This is a genomic window from Nocardia sp. NPDC004711, from assembly GCF_053601595.1.
Genome location: NZ_JBSGCB010000003.1, coordinates 1 through 16,750, shown reverse-complemented (window position 1 = coordinate 16,750; position 16,750 = coordinate 1). Strand labels below are relative to the sequence as shown.

Below are 16,750 nucleotides of genomic sequence, written 5' to 3'. Positions count from 1 at the left end.
TCGTCAAGGTACCTACCCGCCGCACGCATCGGCGTGACCCGGCACGGTGACGCGGCCACGGTATTCCCGCAGGGTGCGGGCGCTGTTCCAGCCCACCGCCCCGACGACCCGGTCGCTGACGCGGTAGAGCGCGACGAACTTGCGTTCGCGGGGGTCTCCCGCGACGATCTCGGTCCGGGCGCCGGCGGGACACCAGCCGTGGATCTGGATCTTGCTGTCGTAGTGGTCGGTCCAGCCGTAAGGGGTTGGCGCATAGGGTGTTTCCCGTCCCGGTTCGGCGAGCAGATTGCGGGCCGCGGCCATGGCCTGCTCGCCCGCGTTGGTGCGCTGCTCGAACCGGACCCGGGCGCCGAGGCCCGGATGCGGCCAGTTGGCGACATCACCGGCGGCGTACACGCCCGGCGCGGCCCGGCAGTATTCGTCGCAGAGCACCCCGTCGCCGACCGGGACGCCGGATCCAGCCAGCCAGTCGACGGCGGGGACCGAGCCGATGGCGACCACCACGACATCGGCCGCCAGCCGGGTCCCGTCGTCGAGCACCACGGCGGTGACCCGGCCGTCCGCGCCCTCGATATCGGAAACCTTGCGGCCCATCCGCATTCGCACGCCGTGGTCGCGATGCGTCGCGGCCACCAGGTCCGCGACCTCCGCACCGAACTGGCGGATCAGCGGCGCGGGCTCGGCGTCCACGAGGGTGACGTCCACTCCGAGTTCCCGTGCGGACGCGGCGATCTCGCTGCCGAGGAAGCCCGCGCCGAGCACCACCACCCGCGGTCCGGCCGCCAGTTCCGCGCGCAGGGCGAGGGCGTCGTCGAGGGTCCGCAGCACGTGCATTCCGGCCAGGTCGTGCCCGAAGGGCAGACGGCGGGGGCGCAGGCCGGTCGCGATGATCAGGCCGTCATAGCGCACCCGGTGGCCGTCGGCGAGGGTGACGGTGCGCGCATCGGTGTCCAGACCCGTTGCGCGGCAACCCGATCGCAGTTCGAGATCGAGCCCCGCGAGCGCCGCATCATCGCGCAGCGCGATGTCCGGCGGCTGCCGGTCGCCGGTGAGCAGCTGCTTCGACAGCGGCGGCCGATCATAGGGCGCGTGGGTCTCCTCGCCGATCAGGGTGAGCGTGCCGGTGAAGCCCTCGCGCCGCAGGGCCTCGGCCGCGCTCAGCCCGGCGGCCGAAGCGCCCACCACCACAAGGTGATCGGGGCCGGGCACTACTGCTCCACCCGGATGGCCAGGGCCGGGCAGCGCGCGGCGGCATCGAGCACCCGCGGCAGCAGCTCCTCGGCCGGGCGGGGATCGAGCAGGAGGACAATGCCGTCCTCGTCGCGCTGGTCGAACACCTCCGGTGCGGCCACCACGCACTGACCGCCGCCGCAGCATCTGTTCTCGTCGATGTGGATCTTCATGGAATATCTCCCCTCCTACCAGGTCACCGGCAGCTCGTGGACGCCGTAGACGACCATCTCGTCGCGCATCGGAACCGCCTCCAGCGGCACCGCGAGCCGCAGCTCCGGGAAGCGTTCGAACAGGGCGGTCAGCGCGATGCGCAGCTCCAGCCGGGCCAGCTGCTGGCCGATGCACTGATGGATACCGAAGCCGAACGCCACGTGCGGCCGGTGAGGGCGCAGCAGGTCCAGGCTTTCCGGATCGTCGGGGAACAGCTCCGGGTCGCGGTTGGCCGCGGGCAGGTGCGCGACCACCGTGCCACCCGCCGGGATCAGCTGACCGCCCACCTCGACATCCTCCAAAGCCGTTCGGCGGATGCCGAATTGGATGACACTCAGGAAGCGCAGCAACTCCTCCACCACGGCGTCGGCATGCTCGGGCTCGGCGCGCAGCAGGGCCAGCTGGGCGGGGTCGCGCAGCAGGCACAGGGTACTCAGGGCGATCATGTTGGCCGTGGTCTCATGCCCGGCGACCAGTAGCAGTACACCGATGCCCGCCAGCTCCTCATCGGTGAGGTCCCCGTCCCGGACCAGGGCGCTGAGGATGTCGTCGGCGGGCTCGGTCCGCTTCTGGACGGCGAGGCGGTGGATCAGCTGGTTCAGTTCCAGCTGGGCCCGCGCCACCTCGTCGACCGGTGCGCCGAGCCGCAGCAGCGTGGCCGAATTGTGCTGGAACTCAGCACGATCGGCGTACGGCACCCCGAGCAGCTCGCAGATGACCAGCGAGGGAATCGGCAGCGCGAAGTCCTGCACGAGGTCGACCGGACCGGTGGCCGCCGCCATGGCGTCCAGGTGATCGGCGACGATCCGCTCCACCGCCGGGGCCAGCTCGCGCATGCGCCGCACGGTGAACTGGCCGGTGAGCATCTTGCGCAGGCGGCTGTGCTCCGGCGCGTCCATGAAGATGAACCAGCCCGGCGGAGGCGGCGGAATCTCTTGCGAGCCACGGTGATTGCCGGTGACACCGCGACGTCTCGAGCTGAAACGCGGGTCGGACAGCACGGCCCGCACGTCGGCGTATCGCGTGATCAGCCAGCCGTCGATGCCGTCCGGCAGGGTGACGTGCGCGACCGGATCCTGCTCGCGCAATTCCCGGTATTCCCCGGGCGGGCTGAACGGACAGGTCCGGACCACGGGCTGGCTCCCGGCGAGCTGTGTATGGGTCATCGACGTCCTTTCCGAACGGTGGCGATCCGCTGATCGCGGTAACAACCACCCTGCCGCCGGGACCGGGTGGCCGTCGTCGTCCGGACGTGGACTTTCGGCATACCGCGAACGCGGTATGCCGGGCTACGCGCCGGCGAGGTGCTCGCGCAGGCGGTCGAGGTAGGGGCGCTGGCCCTTGCCGAGTTTCTCGTGGGCGGTGTCCAGGTCGAACCAGGCGACCCGGTCGATTTCGGGGAATTCGGCGATTCGCCCGGATCGTGGCGGCCACTCCATGTCGAACGTGCCCGGCACCACCTGTTCCGGATCCAGGTCGCCCTCGACGGCCCACACCGTGACCTGCTTCTTGCTGCTTCCGCTGCCGTACTGGACGTCGCCGAGCGGAATCCATTCGCCATCGGGCACGGGCAGGCCGAGCTCTTCGCCGAATTCGCGGCGGGCCGCGTCGCGCGGCTGCTCTTCGGCGGGCTCGTACTCGCCCTTGGGGATGGACCAGGCGGCGGCGTCCTTCTTCGCCCACAACGGTCCGCCCATGTGGCCGATCAGCACTTCGAGGCCGGTGGTACGGCGGAACAGCAGGACTCCGGCGCTGAATCTGAGGCTCATGGCAAGGAGTTTGCCGAATCGGCGCGCTGGCGCACACCGCGGGCGCTACTGTGAGCGACGCTGCGGCAATTCGGACGTTAGGGATATTTTCCCGATAACGGACGAATATTTCCCGTGCGGTGTCTTGCGCCCGAAACCTGTTCGGCACCATCGAATTCCATTAAGCTCCTGGGTTCGGACGGCCCACACCTGTTGACGGATTGGATACCGCATGGAGTTCCGCAACACCTGCGCGACTGCCACCCTGGTGATCGGCGCACTCGTGACCCAGGCCACCGCACTGTCGGTGGCAGCCGGCCCGGCGAACGCCGAGCCCGCCGCCCCCGGCCTGGTGTACTCGGCCAAGCTGGTGGACAAGACCGTCGTCACCACGCTCAAGGGCGGCACCTTCGAGTTGTCGCAGGCGGCCGAGGATTCCGCGCCGGCGGCCCCCGATTCGGACCCGGCGGCCAAGCCCGCCGACGTGGTGAACGTGAAGGACGCCGACGGCAAGGTGCTGCTCACGCTGCCGCTGAAATTCCATCTGGGACCCATCGATATTCCGGTCAAGTCCGAGGTGCAGAAGGACGGCACCGTGCTGGCCCTCACTCCCGACAAACCGGCCGGGGTGTCGGTGTCGCAGCCGCTGGTCGTGAAACCGGTTGCCTCGCAAATGGAGAACGACCGCGCGCTGAGCAGCTTCGTCACCCAGTTCAGCCTGGCCACCACCGTCGGCACCTTCGTGGGCACCGCCATCGGCGCGACCATCGGCTGCATCGTCACCCTGGTGGCGGGCTGTATCCCGGGCCTCACCACCGGCGCCGCGGCGGGCGGCATCATCGGCACCATCGCCCTCGGCGGCCCGACCCTCATCGCGGCAGGCATCGATCTGCTGTCCACCATGCAGGCCGCCGACGGCACCACCAAGTGGGCGGACAAGACCACGGCCCCGGCGGCTGCGCAGCCTGCGCAGACGAGCAACTGACGCACCCGGCCGGAAGCGGCCGCCGCTCAGAACTGCGGAATCGGCACCCGCCAGACCAGCGTGGTGCCGTATCCGTCCAGACCCGGCCCAAGTTCGAGCGCGCCGGCGAGGTTGGTGGCGCGTTCGGCGATCTTGCGCAGCCCGCCCCGCCGGGGCGCGTCGCCCACGCCGATACCGTTGTCCGCCACCGAGATTCGCAGTTCCCCCCGGGCCGCGGTGACGTCCACGTCGATGCGGGTGGCCTCGGCGTGGCGCGCCACATTCGACAGTGACTCACGCAGTACGGCCAGCGCCTGCCGCCCGGTCTCCGGCGGCACCCGGGTGTCGAGGGGACCGTCCTGCCGCAGGCTCGGTGTGCAGCCGAGGTGGCGGGCGGCGGTGGACACCAATTCGGTGATCTCACTGCGCAATCCACCCTGCTCGCCGGTGGTCGGCGGCAGCGCGAAGAGGGTGGCGCGGATGTCCTGGACGGCGTCGTCCAGGTCGGCCGCCACGCGGGCGAGCCGCTCCCCGATCTCGGGCGCCGGGTTCATCCGGAGCGCGCTCTGCAGAGCCTGGCCCGAGGCGTGGATGCGCTGGATCACGGAGTCGTGCAGGTCGCGGGCGATGCGATCACGCTCCTCGAGGACGGCGATCGTGGCCGCGTCCCGGCGGCGGCGTTCGGTGTCGTGCTGCACCTGGTCGTACATGCGCACATTGACGATCTTCACGGCCGCGATGACGGCCAGCGCCTCGATGATCCGTTCGTCCTCGTCGCTGAACGCACCCCCGCGCTTGTTCGTCAGGTACAGATCGCCCAGGACCGTGCCGCGATAGCGCAGCGGCACCCCGAGGAAGCTGCGCATGGGCGGATGCCCGTCGGGCCAGGCCGCGAAGGCGGGGCTCTTGGTGAGGTCGGCCAGCCGGACCGGATGCTCCCCGGACAGCACTGTGCCGAGCACGCCCCGGCCGTGCGGCCAGTGCCCGATCCGGCGAATGGTCTCCTCGTCCATACCGACCGGGACGAATTGCGCCAGCTGCCGTTCACCGCTGCCGTTCTCGGGTTCGAGCAAACCCAGTGCGCCGTACTGGGCACCGACCAGCCGGACCGCCGCGGTCACCAGCTGCCGCAGCACCAGATCCACATCCAGGTCCGAGACCACCGTGTACACCGCCTCGACCAGATCGTGTAGCCGCTCTCGCGAGGCCGTCAGTTCACGCAGCTCGTCCGGTACGACACCCCACAGCTCATCGGACATTGGCACAGGCTACCCACAGGCAACCTGAGGACATTTATCTCTCGGGCCGGTGTCGCCGAGAAGAACCACGAAATCAGACCTTTCGGACGAAGACCCAACGCAGCAGTCGCGTTGAGAGCGACTGGGGCACAGGCTTATCCAAGCTTCCCGCGATCACACTGCAGCCACCCCGGGGGGAACAGTCGTCACCATCGGCTCGGGCGGCGGTCGCAGGTCTGGTGTCAGGTACTGATGGACTCGCAAGATCAGCTCGAGCAGACCTCTTCCGTGACGCTCGAACGAGTGGTGTTCTGGATGTGGGTCACCGACCCCGGTCTTCAGAACCGGAGCGGATCATTCGAGTGTCAAGGAAGGCGTGCGCCATGACCACGATCCATCTCCACAAGACGACCACCGCGACGCCTGAGCAGTTCCTGGCCGGCCTCACCGACTTCGGGCCGGGCCGGCACGAACTCTTCGGCAACAGCGCAGACAGCTACCTCGAGGTGCATCACGAAGGCCCCCACGACGCCGATGTCACGGAGGGCTCGAGCGGCATCTGGGAACGTCTGCACTACGACTGGAGCGACCCCCATCACGTGGTGATGACGACCACCGACTCCAACCTGTGGGGTGGCGGTTCGGGCCACACCTACACCCTCACGCAGCTCCCCACGGGCATGACCGACGTGGACGCCGTCGTGGTCCGCGACGGCAAGAACCTCAGGGGACGGCTGCTCGCGACGGTGCTCGGACTCTTCGGCACCCGCGTCCTGGGAAGGCCGTTCGAGAAGTCCATCAAGGCCATCGAAGCTCGCGGCGGCGGCGCGAGTGGAAAGAACACGCAGACGCCAGGAGGGTGAACTACGGTTCGAACACCAGCAGCGGTTTGCCCCCGTGTGCGGGAGCTTCGGCCAAATAGACAGCTTCGCTGAACTTTTCGACGAGAATCGGCCGACCCTCCGGCACCCGCAACGCGCCGCTGCCGGCGAGCTGAAGTGTCCGGTCGATCGTCGCGGCCATCCGATCCTTCGGGGTCTCGGTGAACCAGCGGAACAGCCAGAACCCCCGGACGGTCTTGGTTTCATAGATCAGCGAGCGCGCGAAGACGGGGATGGTGAGTTTGTCGGGATCGGTCTGGCGGTGCGTGGACAGCGCACCGAAGACGACCAGCTCACCGTGCGGTGCCAGCGCACGCGACACGTCCGCACCCACCTGACCGCTGACACAGTCGATCGCCTTGGACACCCCGTCGTGGCCCGCTATGTCGGCCACCCGTTCGCGCAGGTCCTCGTCCTCCGTGCAGATCACCGCGGTGCCACCCAACGCGAGAATGTCCTCGACCGCGGATCGACGGCGGACCACATTGAGGGTCTTGAAGCCGACGTGCACGCCGAGCTGGATGACCGACTGGCCCACGGTTGAACCCGCCGCCGTCTGCAGGAGCCATTCACCCGGTCGAACATCGAGTTCATCACCGGTCAGGATTACAGCGGTGAGCGGATTGCTGAGAATCTGCGCGGCCGTGGAATCGCTCATGCCGACGGGAACGGGCAAGACCCGCTCGGCATCGGCAACGACATACTCCTGCCACGTTCCCCTGACTCCGACCGTAATGACGCGTTGCCCGATGGTCAGACCGTCTGTGCCGCTACCGAGTTCGTCGATCACACCAACCGATTCGATTCCGGGCACGGTGGGGAATTCCGGGGCGAATCCGTATCTGCCGCGGACGGTATGCAGGTCGCTGGCATGAACGGGTGCAGCCGCCACCCGGATCCGGACCTCGCCGGGACCAGGCTCCGGAACAGGGCGGGTCCGCAGGTGCAGAACCTCGGACGGCTCGCCCACCGAATCGGCGACAACAGACTGCATGGTTCTCATCTCCCTGACCCTCCTTCGGTCGGATCCAGGTCCCACAGCGGTTCGACGTGCCTATCGTCGCCCCGCCCTACGACGGCGAAGATTCGAAACAGCGCGGCCCAATTCCAGCCCTACCCTCCAATGCTGCCACCGCTGGGGTTGCCGGGCGTTCGTCGCCGGTGCCGGGCAGGCGGGAGGCGGTGTCGAGATAGTCTGCGACCCTGGGGAATTTGGTGCGCAGCCGCGGCTCGGCGCCGAGCAGGGCGACCAGTTCGGCTCGGCGTTGCGGGGTGAGCGCCAGGTCCATCATCCCATCGATTCCGGGGTCGCCGGCTCGGATTCCGGGGCGTGTCGCGCGATTCGGTGTCTAGACCCGTAGACCGTTGATCAAGGCCAGCACCGCGGGTTCGGTTCGGGCGCGGGCGGTTTCGGGATCGTCGGCATTGGCGATGAACATGGCGGCCTCGCCGAGGGCGGAGAGGATCATCAGGGCCAGGGGACGGACGTCGAGGTCGGCGCGCAGGATGCCGGCCTGGATACCGGATTCGAGGCCCGCGACGACCAGGCCCAGGCCGTACTTCTCGTCGACCGCGCGCCACTCCTGCCAGCCGAGCACCGACGGCGCGTCGATGAGGGTGATACGGACACGTTCGGGGTCGACGCAGGAGAGCAGGAAGTTGTGCAGTCCGGCTTCGAGAACGGCCATGGTGTCCGTCGACGGGGCCTCGGCCATCGTCTCGGCGACCTGCTGGAGGATCTCCTGCTGCACCTGTTCGTAGACGGCGCGGAACAGGTCCTTCTTGTCCTTGAACTGGTGATACAGCGCGCCCCGGGAGCTGCCGGCGCGCTCCACGATCTCGGGGGTGCTGACCGCCGCATAGCCGCGCTCGGCGAAGAGTTCGCGCGCGGCGGCCATCAGATTCGCGCGGGTCGACTCGGACCGTTCGGCTTGCCTGATCATCGACACCTTTCTGGCTCGGTGCCTGGATCGTAACGCGAAACCATTGAAAACAGGCAGCCTGTTTGTTAGTTTGAAATCGTCTTCATCGTCACTGCTCCCGGAGGAGTCATCCAGATGACGCACACCATCTCCCCTGAATCCCGCGCCGCCTGGCGCGACCCCGCCCTCGGCGCCCGACGCGAGCTCACCCTGCCGCAGGGCACGCTGACCGTCTTCGACAGCGGCAGCGGCGATCCCGTCGTCTTCGTGCACGGACTGCTGGTCAATGCCAACCTGTGGCGCCGGGTCGTTCCAGCGCTCGCCGGCGAATTCCGCTGCGTGGCAATCGATCTGCCCTTCGGTTCGCACACCACCGCCATGCCCGGCGCCGACCTGAGCGCCCCCGGCCTGGCCCAGCTGGTCATCCAGGCCATCGAGAAACTGGACCTCGGCCCGGTCACCCTGGTGGGCAACGACTCCGGCGGCGCGGTGAGCCAGCTGGTCGTGGCCGCCCGCCCGGACCTCGTCGCCCGCCTGGTGCTGACCTCCTGCGACGCCTACGAGAACTTCCCGCCGCCGTTCTTCGACTACGTCGGCCTGGCCGCCCGCACTCCGGGGGCGCTCGCCTCGCTGGCCCTGAGTCTGCGCATCCGCGCCGTTCGCCGCCTGCCCATCGCCTACGGCTGGCTGGCCCGCGGCCCGATCGACCGCGCGGTCAGCGACTCGTACGCCCTGCCGGTCGGCACCAAGGCCATCCGCGAGGACGTCCGCCGCGCCATCGGCGGCCTGGACAGCCAGTACACCCTCGCCGCCGCAAAGACTTTCGCCGATTTCAAGAAGCCGGTGCTACTGGCCTGGTCGGCGGGCGACCGCTTCTTCCCGGACCGCTACGCCGAACGCCTGGCCGCCGAATTCCCCGACGCCCGCATCGAATGGATTCACGATTCGCGCACCTTCTCCCCCGAGGATCAGCCCGAACAGCTGACCAGCGCGATCCGCGCCTTCCTGGACTCGACCCGGGCCGAGACCCGGCACTGATCCCCTTCCCGAGGCGTCAGAAGTCGCTGTCGAATCCGTCGAAGCCGCCGAAATTGCCGTAGTCGCCGAAGTCCTGGCCGCCCAGGTCGGCCCCGGGGTCGTAGCCACCCTGGTCGTAGCCGGGGTCCGAGGCGTTCTGGTCGTAGCCGCCGTCGGCATATCCGCCGTCGGCGGCGTCCAGCCCGGCCTGATAGCCGTCGCCGTAACCGCTTTCGAAGGCGGCCGAGTCATACCCGACCCCGGACATGCCGCTGAAGAGGGCATTGAACAGCACCGCCGAGCCGACGCCCCAGGCACCGGCGACCAGGGCGGTCTTCCACCACGGCTCGGAGTACCAACCGGCCGGAACGGGACGACCGGCGACGCGACCGCCCGGGTAATAGTTCGGAGTGGAGGCCGACGGCGTAGGCGAGGCCTCGATGCGCCGCCCGTCGTATTCGATCGCACGGTCCTCGGTGACCCGGCCGGCACTGCGCTGGCCGTCGAGCTCCGGAACAGCCGGACCGGGGTCCAGGCCCATGGCCGTCCGCGCGGCCCCCACGTAGTAAAGCCCTTCGAGCGCCGTCTCTTTCGCGAGCCGCGCCTGCGCGGGTGTGGTGGCCTGCTCGATCTGCGAGCCCGCGGCATTGAACCGCTCGCCCGCATCGGCGAGGGCCTGCTTCGACGCGTCGTCCGTGCCGGCGAGGTTGTAGACCTGCCCGCCGAGGCGCTCGATCACCCGGCGCGCATCGGCCTTGGCATCCTCGAGCTGGGTGTTGGAACGCGATTGCTGCGCGCGGTTGACCGCCACCACAGCAAGCAGGACAACCACCATGACAATGAGCAGAACGACGACCGTAGCCACGCGACCAGCCTACGCGGCAGAATTCGCCGAACTGTTGCTACTCGCTGTGAGCTTCCCCAAACCCCGAATTATCCGGCCACCGCAGCGAAATGCGAGTTGCGGCGACCTGGATCAACCTCCTCTTCGTCTAGCTCCGACACCGCGAACTGACGTTTGCCCGCTGTTTTCGCCGAATACATGGCCCGGTCGGCGCTGCGCAGCAGATCGGAGAAGTCGCACTCCCGTCCGGGCGGACAGAACGCCGTGCCCACACTCGCCGACGCCGGGACCGGACCGGCCGCCGTGGGCACCGGCTCGCACAGCGCGGCCAGCACCCGCATGGCCAGCTCGCCCAGGGTATTGCGGCGGGACGGCAGCGCGACCACGAATTCGTCGCCACCGTAGCGCGAGATCACGGTGTCGGGCGGGCAGGTCGAGCGCAGCCGCTGGGCGATGGTGACCAGCACCTCGTCGCCGACCGTGTGGCCGTAGGTGTCGTTGATCACCTTGAAGTCGTCCAGATCGATGAGCAGCAGCCCCACCCCGCGCGCCGGATCGGTGGACATCACCCGCACCCGCTCCTGCAGTAGTGAGCGATTGGCCAGATCGGTGAGAGCGTCGTGTGTGGCCTCGTGCCGCAGCCGGGTCTGCAGTGCCGCGATCTCCTGCACCCGTACCGAGACCGCCTCCGAGAGACTGCGTTCCTGCTGGGCCAGGGCGCGCTGCTGCAGCGCCTCGGCATAGGCGTCGATGGCCTGGCTGGCGATGAACGACCAGCGGGTGGCGATCAGCGAACCGCGCTGGCCCGGCGAGAGCCCCAGCAGCGCACGGCTGGCGGGGGCGAGCATGCGGGTGCGTTCGAACGGCGATTCGGCCAGACTGCGGCCGATGCGGCGGGCGGACTGCACCGGAAACGGTTCGGACCCGGCCAATTCCAGCAGATCGTCGATGATCCGGCCGAAGATGCGCTCGAGTTCATCGGAGGGAACCGCGGGCGCTTGGCCCAGCGCGGCGCTGCTCGCGCCGGGGTGCACTGCCCGCACCCATTCGCGGATGGTCGCCGCCACGATGGCGGAGGTTCGGGTGTCGAGACGGATGGACATGCGCGCTCACCCGACGCACGAAATGCCAGGACCGGCCGCCACGCCGGTCACGCCCTTCGGATCGAACTCACTACTACGCGGTCGGCCACACCAGTGGTGCATGCTCACCGCCCCCTTTCCAGATACCCCCGTCCGGACTAAAAGGATCCTAGCAAGCCACCCGGCATCGAAAACCCCTGATTCAGAACAGGTTCCCGCTGCCTCGCGAATGGCGATCGGATGTCTCATCGCTGGTGAGGCCCCGGTGTTACACCCAATTTCGGCGGGTTTTCGGCGACTCGCCGACCGACTCGTCCCACTGGCCGCGACATGCGGCAACGGCACCTGATTGGCATTCCAGGAGTGAGGTTCGGTACAGTGCTCAACGCACACAGCATCCATGGATGCGGTCGCTGCGGGTGTAGTTCAATGGTAGAACCTCAGCCTTCCAAGCTGATGGTGCGGGTTCGATTCCCGTCACCCGCTCTTTCCCGTTCAGCGGGAGCGTCGAGTCCGACGTGCAACGGGGTGTAGCGCAGCTTGGTAGCGCATCCGCTTTGGGAGCGGAGGGTCGCAGGTTCAAATCCTGTCACCCCGACCATCTTTCGATTCGCACCACCACGGATGTCACCGCTCACCGCGGGCAATGGCCGTGCGGCGCAGCGCGTTACGGTCCTCGCGCCCTGCATGGTCAGCGTCCACCTCGATGCCCGCCGGATTCCGTTCACCAGTGATCGATCCACGATTCTGCCGCCTCCGGACCTGTCCAGGGTGAACGGGCAGCCCTGCCGATCAACCCGTGGCGTCGCCCGAACCGGCGGCGAACTCCCCGATCACGCGCCGCGCGATCGGCGGCCCGCACTATGGCATCGCACACGCCGGACCCGCCCGAAAATGGGATTCCGGTAACCGGATGTTGTGCCTCCGTTTGCGCTGTGTTATCGATTTACAGTGCTGGTCGACCACAAGATGAACGTTTCCACCTCGGTGCTGTCCGGCACCGGGACTCGTTCTCGGCTCCTCCCGGCCGCCGGGCTGGGCGTGGCGGTGGTGTTGCTGACCGTCGCGCAGGTATGGGCGTCGGCGCACGGGGTGATGGGCCCGCTCCGCAGCCTGATCGACGACTACTTCGCGAACCCGCAGTCGGCGGCCGTGTCATGGGCCGGATTGGGGCTGGCATGCATCGGGGTGCCCACCCGGGTCCGGGTCGTCAGCTTGGTTGCCGCCGCGGTGCTGGACCTGTTGACCTTGGCCCTGCAAATGGCCTGCGGCTGGCACATATCGATCGGCACCGGACCGACGCTGGTCCTGACCGCCCTGACCGTGGTCGTGCTCCGCTGGGAGGGCGAGCGTCGCCGAACCGCCCTGCAGGCCATCGCCTTCGGCGTGCTGCTGGTCATGGCCTCCAAGCTCGCCGACACCTGGCTGATGGTCAGCATCGTCGCCGGACCCCGCGTGCTCGATCAGTACGTCCAGCTGGCCGACCGGGCGCTGGGCGAACCGGCGTGGCTGGTCGGCCGCGCGCTCGAGGCGCTGGGCCCGGTGCCCTCGCACGTGCTGCACGTGGTCTACATCCAGCTCCCGGTGGCGGCGGTGGTCGTCGCCGTCTGGCAGCTGCGCCATGTCTCGACGAGCGCGTGGCCGCGGCACCACCTGGTGCGAACCTTCCTGGTACTGGGCGTGATCGGCCCACTCGGCTATGTGCTCTTCCCCGTCGTCGGCCCGGTCTTCGCCTACGGCCCGCTCGGCCACGGCCTGGAGATCGGTGACTGGCCGCAGGTCTGGCCCGCGCTGACCCACGATCCGCAGCCGATGCTGTTCGACTCCGAGACCGCCCGCAACTGCATGCCCTCCATGCACACCGCCTGGGCCACTGCCCTGTTCATCCACTCCCGCACCGCGCCGCGCTGGCTGCGCTGGGCCGGCGCCTTCTGGCTGGTGTGCACGCTGCTCGCGACGCTCGGCTTCGGCTACCACTACGGCAGCGATCTGGTGGCGGGCGCGGTGCTGTGCCTGACGGTGGAGTCGGCGCTGCGGGATCCGGAGCGCGGCTGGGACCTGTCCCGGGCCCGCATCGTGTCGCTCGGCGCGGCGGTGCTCGCCGGTTTATTGCTGTCCTATCGGTTCCTGTCGGCGACCATGGCGGAGTATCCGGTACCCGCAGGGGGCGTCGTGCTGGGCGCGCTGGCCGCCGTATCCTTCCTCTTCTACGCGACCTGGTTCGCGCGTCCGGGCAGCCGGTTGGCGCACTGGGGCGGCCGAACCCCGATCGATGGATTTGCCATCGATTAACCAGTCTCCCAATGCAATCCGGACATCCTGCGCACCAGCCGAAAGGGTTACTGTCTCCCTGATGATCACTACGCGGGCGGGGCAACGTGACTTGCTGCGCAATCTGAAGTCGGAGGGCCGCCCGGGCCTGCCCCGCATTCCGATCGTGATCGGAATCCTGGTGTCGGTGGCGATCACGGCGATCTTCTCCGCCATGCACGGTTTCCTCGACCTGCAGGTGTACCGGGTCGACACCCGGGGCTGGCTCGAGCACGGCACCCTGTACGGCCCGACCCTGCCGGTGGCGGGCCACACCGACCTGCCCTTCACCTACCCGCCGTCCGCGGCGGTGCTGATGATCCCGCTCGCCATCATGCCGCTGTGGCTGGCCGAACTCATGGTGACCGCCAGTTCGCTGGCGTGCCTGGGCGTTACGATCTGGCTGGTGCTCTCCCGTGTCCGCCCGGATCTGGACCCGCGCACGAAACTCACGCTCAGTGTGACCGCGGTCGTGCTCATGCTGGCTGTCGAACCCGTCCGGACCACACTGTGGTTCGGGCAGATCAACCTCGTTCTCATGGCCGCCGTCGCCCTCGACTGCCTGACCGAGAAGCCCCGCTGGCCGCGGGGCGTGCTGATCGGCGTCGCCGCGGTCACCAAGCTGACGCCCGCCGCCTTCGTCCTGTACTTCCTCATCCGGCGCGACTGGAAGGCCGCGGGCACGGCGGCCGCCACCGCGGCGGGCGTGATCGGCACCGGATTCGTACTGTTCCCAAGGGAATCGCGCGACTACTGGCTGCACGCCATCGCCGACACCAACCGCATCGGCTCCCCCGACTATGTCGGCAACCAGTCCCTCAAGGGCATGGTCTTCCGCCTCGGCCTGTCGAATCCCGCCGCCACCGCGGTCTGGCTGGGCCTGGCCGTGGTGGCGGTCTGCGCGGGCGCCGCCCTGATGCACCACCTGGTCGGTCTCGAACGCCGCAGCGCGGACTCGGCCGGTCCGGCGGGCCCGGTGACCATTGTCTCGGTGACCGCGTTGCTCGTGAATGCCGCGGTCCTGCTGCTGATCTCGCCGGTGTCCTGGACCCATCACTGGGTCTGGGTGGCGCCCGCCCTGATCACGGCCGCCGCCTGGACCACCACGAATCCACGTGTCACCCCGTTCGCGGTGACCAGCGCCTTCGCACTGTTCTTCCTGATCGGCCCGGGCATCGTCCCCAATGGCAAGCATCAGGAACTCGCGTGGTCGTGGTGGCAGCACATTCCGGGCGACATCTACATCATCGCCACTGCGGCCCTGCTCGCCGTCGGTGTCGGGCAGCTGCTCAGGCTGCGGGCGCGCGCCACCCTCGATCGGACCGCGTAGATCGTCAACGCCATCATCCCGGAGCTGCAGATGCCCTGTGCGGTCGCGATTTCCAGCGGTCCGTAGCACGCGGATTCCGGCATGGTTCAGGACCGCAGGGTTGCGGTGGCGATGTCGAGGAATTCGCGGAGGAGCTTGTCGTGGTGGTCCGAGGCGACTGCCAGGCAGGTTTCGGCGCTGGGGGCGTCGGTGACGGGGCGGTGGACGAGGTCGGGGCGGACGTAGGCGCGGGCGACGCTGCGGGGGACCAGGGCCATGCCGTGGCCGGAGGCAATCAGCTCGAACTTTTCTTCCAGTGAGGCGGTGCGGCGTTTCGGGGTGTCGAGCATTCGCTCGCCGTCGAGGTCGGCCAGGGTGAGTTCCCGGCGCGCGGCCAGCGGATGGGTGGCGGGCATGCAGGCGACCCTGGGGTCGTGGCCGACGGGGATGGTGTGCAGTCCGGATTCGTTGAAAGGCCTCCGGAGGTAACCGATCTGGGCTCGGCCGTCGCGTAGCGGCGCGTCCGGCTCCCACCAGCGTGCGGGCACGACATCGGTTTCGACCTCGGGGTGACGTGTCGCGAATTCCCGGATCGCCTCCGAGATGTACAGTCCGGCCGAGAATGCGACCACCAGGCGTCGCACGCCGTGGTCGGCGTCCTGTACGCGCCGCACCGCCGCGTCGACGGCGGCGAGAATCCCCTGCGCCTCCTCGTAGAGCTGCTGTCCGGCAGCGGTCAGCTCCACGGTGCGGGTGGTCCGCACCAGCAGCGCGCAATCCAATTCCTGCTCGAAAGCCTTGATCTGACGGCTCAGCACGGGCTGGGCGATGTAGAGCTTCTCCGCCGCCCGGCCGAAGTGCCGATGCTCGGCCACCGCGGCGAAGTAGCGGAGCTTGCGCAGATCCAGATCCATACCCTCACGGTATCAATCCGCGGAAAGGGTCTTGGACGCCGCGACGAACCGTCACCAGACTCGAAGCATGATCGTCATCACCTCCCCCACCGGCCAGATCGGCAGCCAACTGCTCGACCGCCTCCTCGAAACATCCACTCGCAGTGAAGAATTGCGCGTCATCGTGCGCGATCCCGGGAAGCTCCCGGAGACGATCCGCGCCCGCGTCGACATCGTCACCGGATCGCACGGCGACGCCGATGTCGTGGACCGGGCCTTCGCCGGCGCGGACGCGGTCTTCTGGCTGGTCCCGCCCGACCTGTACGCGCCGAGCCTGGACGACGTGTTCACCGGATTCACCCAAGCCGCCGCGAAGGCGTTCACCACCCACGGGGTCGGGCACGTCGTCGGCGTCTCGTCGCTCGGGCGGGGTACTCCCCTCGCGGGTCGGGCCGGGCACGTGACGGCATCGCTGGCGCTGGACGATCTCATCGCCAGCACGGGCGTGGCCTATCGCGCAGTGGCGAACCCGTCGTTCATGGACAACCTACTGTGGCAAGCGGTTTCGATCCGGGACGACGGCGTGTTCACCGGCAGCGAGGCCGCCGACCGCCCGACGCGGATGGTCGCCACCCGCGATATCGCCGCGGCGGCCGCCCGCCTGCTGCTCGACCGCTCCTGGACGGGAACCGGCGAGGTCCCGGTACTGGGCCCGCAGGACCTGACACCGAACGAGATGGCGCACACCATGTCCGAGGTACTCGGCCGCCGAATCCGTTACCAGCAGCGATCTCTCGACGACTTCCGCGCCACCCTGACCGCGCGCGGCATCGGCGACCCGATCGCGACCGCCTACGTCGACATGATGCACGCCAAGAACAACGGCCTCGACGACGCCGTCCCCCGCACCGACGAAACCGCGAGCCCGACAACCTTCCGCGAATGGTGCGAACAGATCCTCGCGCCGGCGGTCCGCGCATAACCACCCCGGACCGCCCGGATCTCGGCTACTTAAGACTGGTGTTAGGGCCGGGTCCCGGCCAGGATTCGGTCCAGGTGCCCGGTGGGATGCTCGGTCAATCGGCTGCCCGCCAGCATG

The 16,750-nt window shown here is 68.6% G+C and carries 16 protein-coding genes and 2 tRNA genes; 8 read left to right on the top strand and 10 right to left on the bottom strand.

The features are described from left to right. Positions 1-12: 12 nt before the first annotated feature. The 4 genes from ACWEKS_RS03165 to ACWEKS_RS03150 form a co-directional block, all read right to left on the bottom strand. Positions 13-1,209, bottom strand: a complete 1,197-nt coding sequence (locus ACWEKS_RS03165; protein ID WP_452338547.1) for an NAD(P)/FAD-dependent oxidoreductase — start codon at positions 1,207-1,209, stop codon at positions 13-15. Beyond that, entirely contained in the window at positions 1,209-1,403 is a 195-nt protein-coding gene (locus ACWEKS_RS03160; protein WP_364617128.1) for a ferredoxin, read from the bottom strand. Before ACWEKS_RS03160 ends, ACWEKS_RS03165 begins: the two co-directional genes overlap by 1 nt. Positions 1,404-1,418: 15 nt before the next feature. Beyond that, positions 1,419-2,609 (bottom strand): cytochrome P450, encoded by a 1,191-nt coding sequence (locus tag ACWEKS_RS03155; RefSeq protein ID WP_452338546.1) that lies wholly within the window; start codon positions 2,607-2,609, stop codon positions 1,419-1,421. A gap of 123 nt (positions 2,610-2,732) precedes the next feature. Continuing rightward, positions 2,733-3,212, bottom strand: coding sequence for an NUDIX domain-containing protein (locus tag ACWEKS_RS03150; RefSeq protein WP_452338545.1), 480 nt, complete (start codon positions 3,210-3,212; stop codon positions 2,733-2,735). Between the two features lie 211 nt (positions 3,213-3,423). Here ACWEKS_RS03150 and ACWEKS_RS03145 point away from each other — a divergent pair, with 211 nt between their 5' ends. After that, positions 3,424-4,176 carry a hypothetical protein gene (locus ACWEKS_RS03145; protein ID WP_452338544.1) on the top strand — a complete coding sequence of 251 codons (753 nt, stop codon included), beginning with the start codon at positions 3,424-3,426 and terminating at the stop codon, positions 4,174-4,176. 26 nt (positions 4,177-4,202) lie between these two features. On the opposite strand, the gene ACWEKS_RS03140 is transcribed toward ACWEKS_RS03145, so the two are convergent. Continuing rightward, entirely contained in the window at positions 4,203-5,414 is a 1,212-nt protein-coding gene (locus ACWEKS_RS03140; RefSeq protein WP_452338543.1) for a GAF domain-containing sensor histidine kinase, read from the bottom strand. Positions 5,415-5,776: 362 nt separating this feature from the next. Here ACWEKS_RS03140 and ACWEKS_RS03135 point away from each other — a divergent pair, with 362 nt between their 5' ends. Further along, a complete protein-coding gene (locus ACWEKS_RS03135; RefSeq protein WP_452338542.1) occupies positions 5,777-6,256 on the top strand; it encodes a hypothetical protein in 480 nt (159 codons plus the stop codon). Position 6,257: 1 nt separating this feature from the next. Here ACWEKS_RS03135 and ACWEKS_RS03130 read toward each other — a convergent pair whose 3' ends face one another. Then, a complete protein-coding gene (locus tag ACWEKS_RS03130; RefSeq protein WP_452338541.1) occupies positions 6,258-7,277 on the bottom strand; it encodes a zinc-dependent alcohol dehydrogenase family protein in 1,020 nt (339 codons plus the stop codon). A 346-nt stretch (positions 7,278-7,623) separates the two neighbouring features. Next, a complete protein-coding gene (locus ACWEKS_RS03125; protein ID WP_452338540.1) occupies positions 7,624-8,217 on the bottom strand; it encodes a TetR/AcrR family transcriptional regulator in 594 nt (197 codons plus the stop codon). A gap of 114 nt (positions 8,218-8,331) precedes the next feature. Between ACWEKS_RS03125 and ACWEKS_RS03120 the strand changes: the two genes are divergently transcribed. Then, complete coding sequence (locus ACWEKS_RS03120; RefSeq protein WP_452338539.1) at positions 8,332-9,234, top strand: alpha/beta fold hydrolase; 903 nt, start codon at positions 8,332-8,334, stop codon at positions 9,232-9,234. A gap of 16 nt (positions 9,235-9,250) precedes the next feature. Here ACWEKS_RS03120 and ACWEKS_RS03115 read toward each other — a convergent pair whose 3' ends face one another. Both ACWEKS_RS03115 and ACWEKS_RS03110 read right to left on the bottom strand, forming a co-directional pair. Further along, positions 9,251-10,078 carry a DUF1542 domain-containing protein gene (locus ACWEKS_RS03115; protein WP_452338538.1) on the bottom strand — a complete coding sequence of 276 codons (828 nt, stop codon included), beginning with the start codon at positions 10,076-10,078 and terminating at the stop codon, positions 9,251-9,253. 68 nt (positions 10,079-10,146) lie between these two features. Then, entirely contained in the window at positions 10,147-11,160 is a 1,014-nt protein-coding gene (locus ACWEKS_RS03110; protein ID WP_452338537.1) for a diguanylate cyclase domain-containing protein, read from the bottom strand. A 394-nt stretch (positions 11,161-11,554) separates the two neighbouring features. On the opposite strand from ACWEKS_RS03110, the gene ACWEKS_RS03105 reads away from it, so the two are divergent. From ACWEKS_RS03105 to ACWEKS_RS03090, 4 genes are all read left to right on the top strand, one after another. Continuing rightward, positions 11,555-11,625: transfer RNA gene (locus ACWEKS_RS03105), tRNA-Gly, on the top strand. 38 nt (positions 11,626-11,663) lie between these two features. After that, a tRNA-Pro gene (locus tag ACWEKS_RS03100) sits at positions 11,664-11,740 on the top strand. A 368-nt stretch (positions 11,741-12,108) separates the two neighbouring features. Then, positions 12,109-13,431 carry a phosphatase PAP2 family protein gene (locus ACWEKS_RS03095; protein ID WP_452338767.1) on the top strand — a complete coding sequence of 441 codons (1,323 nt, stop codon included), beginning with the start codon at positions 12,109-12,111 and terminating at the stop codon, positions 13,429-13,431. A gap of 61 nt (positions 13,432-13,492) precedes the next feature. Beyond that, positions 13,493-14,779 (top strand): glycosyltransferase 87 family protein, encoded by a 1,287-nt coding sequence (locus ACWEKS_RS03090; protein ID WP_452338536.1) that lies wholly within the window; start codon positions 13,493-13,495, stop codon positions 14,777-14,779. Positions 14,780-14,865: 86 nt separating this feature from the next. Here ACWEKS_RS03090 and ACWEKS_RS03085 read toward each other — a convergent pair whose 3' ends face one another. Next, positions 14,866-15,672 (bottom strand): LysR family transcriptional regulator, encoded by an 807-nt coding sequence (locus ACWEKS_RS03085; RefSeq protein WP_452338535.1) that lies wholly within the window; start codon positions 15,670-15,672, stop codon positions 14,866-14,868. Between the two features lie 67 nt (positions 15,673-15,739). On the opposite strand from ACWEKS_RS03085, the gene ACWEKS_RS03080 reads away from it, so the two are divergent. Beyond that, positions 15,740-16,633: an NAD(P)H-binding protein gene (locus ACWEKS_RS03080; protein WP_452338534.1), complete on the top strand. Its 894-nt coding sequence runs from the start codon at positions 15,740-15,742 to the stop codon at positions 16,631-16,633. Positions 16,634-16,750: the final 117 nt, after the last annotated feature.

Bases quoted from the DNA above. Each gene is read 5' to 3' on its own strand.
- ACWEKS_RS03160 (WP_364617128.1), bottom strand. From the start codon at position 1,403: ATGAAGATCCACATCGACGAGAACAGATGCTGCGGCGGCGGTCAGTGC.
- ACWEKS_RS03155 (WP_452338546.1), bottom strand. From the start codon at position 2,609: ATGACCCATACACAGCTCGCCGGGAGCCAGCCCGTGGTCCGGACCTGT.
- ACWEKS_RS03150 (WP_452338545.1), bottom strand. From the start codon at position 3,212: ATGAGCCTCAGATTCAGCGCCGGAGTCCTGCTGTTCCGCCGTACCACC.
- ACWEKS_RS03145 (WP_452338544.1), top strand. From the start codon at position 3,424: ATGGAGTTCCGCAACACCTGCGCGACTGCCACCCTGGTGATCGGCGCA.
- ACWEKS_RS03140 (WP_452338543.1), bottom strand. From the start codon at position 5,414: ATGTCCGATGAGCTGTGGGGTGTCGTACCGGACGAGCTGCGTGAACTG.
- ACWEKS_RS03135 (WP_452338542.1), top strand. From the start codon at position 5,777: ATGACCACGATCCATCTCCACAAGACGACCACCGCGACGCCTGAGCAG.
- ACWEKS_RS03130 (WP_452338541.1), bottom strand. From the start codon at position 7,277: ATGAGAACCATGCAGTCTGTTGTCGCCGATTCGGTGGGCGAGCCGTCC.
- ACWEKS_RS03125 (WP_452338540.1), bottom strand. From the start codon at position 8,217: ATGATCAGGCAAGCCGAACGGTCCGAGTCGACCCGCGCGAATCTGATG.
- ACWEKS_RS03120 (WP_452338539.1), top strand. From the start codon at position 8,332: ATGACGCACACCATCTCCCCTGAATCCCGCGCCGCCTGGCGCGACCCC.
- ACWEKS_RS03110 (WP_452338537.1), bottom strand. From the start codon at position 11,160: ATGTCCATCCGTCTCGACACCCGAACCTCCGCCATCGTGGCGGCGACC.
- ACWEKS_RS03095 (WP_452338767.1), top strand. From the start codon at position 12,109: ATGAACGTTTCCACCTCGGTGCTGTCCGGCACCGGGACTCGTTCTCGG.
- ACWEKS_RS03090 (WP_452338536.1), top strand. From the start codon at position 13,493: ATGATCACTACGCGGGCGGGGCAACGTGACTTGCTGCGCAATCTGAAG.
- ACWEKS_RS03085 (WP_452338535.1), bottom strand. From the start codon at position 15,672: ATGGATCTGGATCTGCGCAAGCTCCGCTACTTCGCCGCGGTGGCCGAG.
- ACWEKS_RS03080 (WP_452338534.1), top strand. From the start codon at position 15,740: ATGATCGTCATCACCTCCCCCACCGGCCAGATCGGCAGCCAACTGCTC.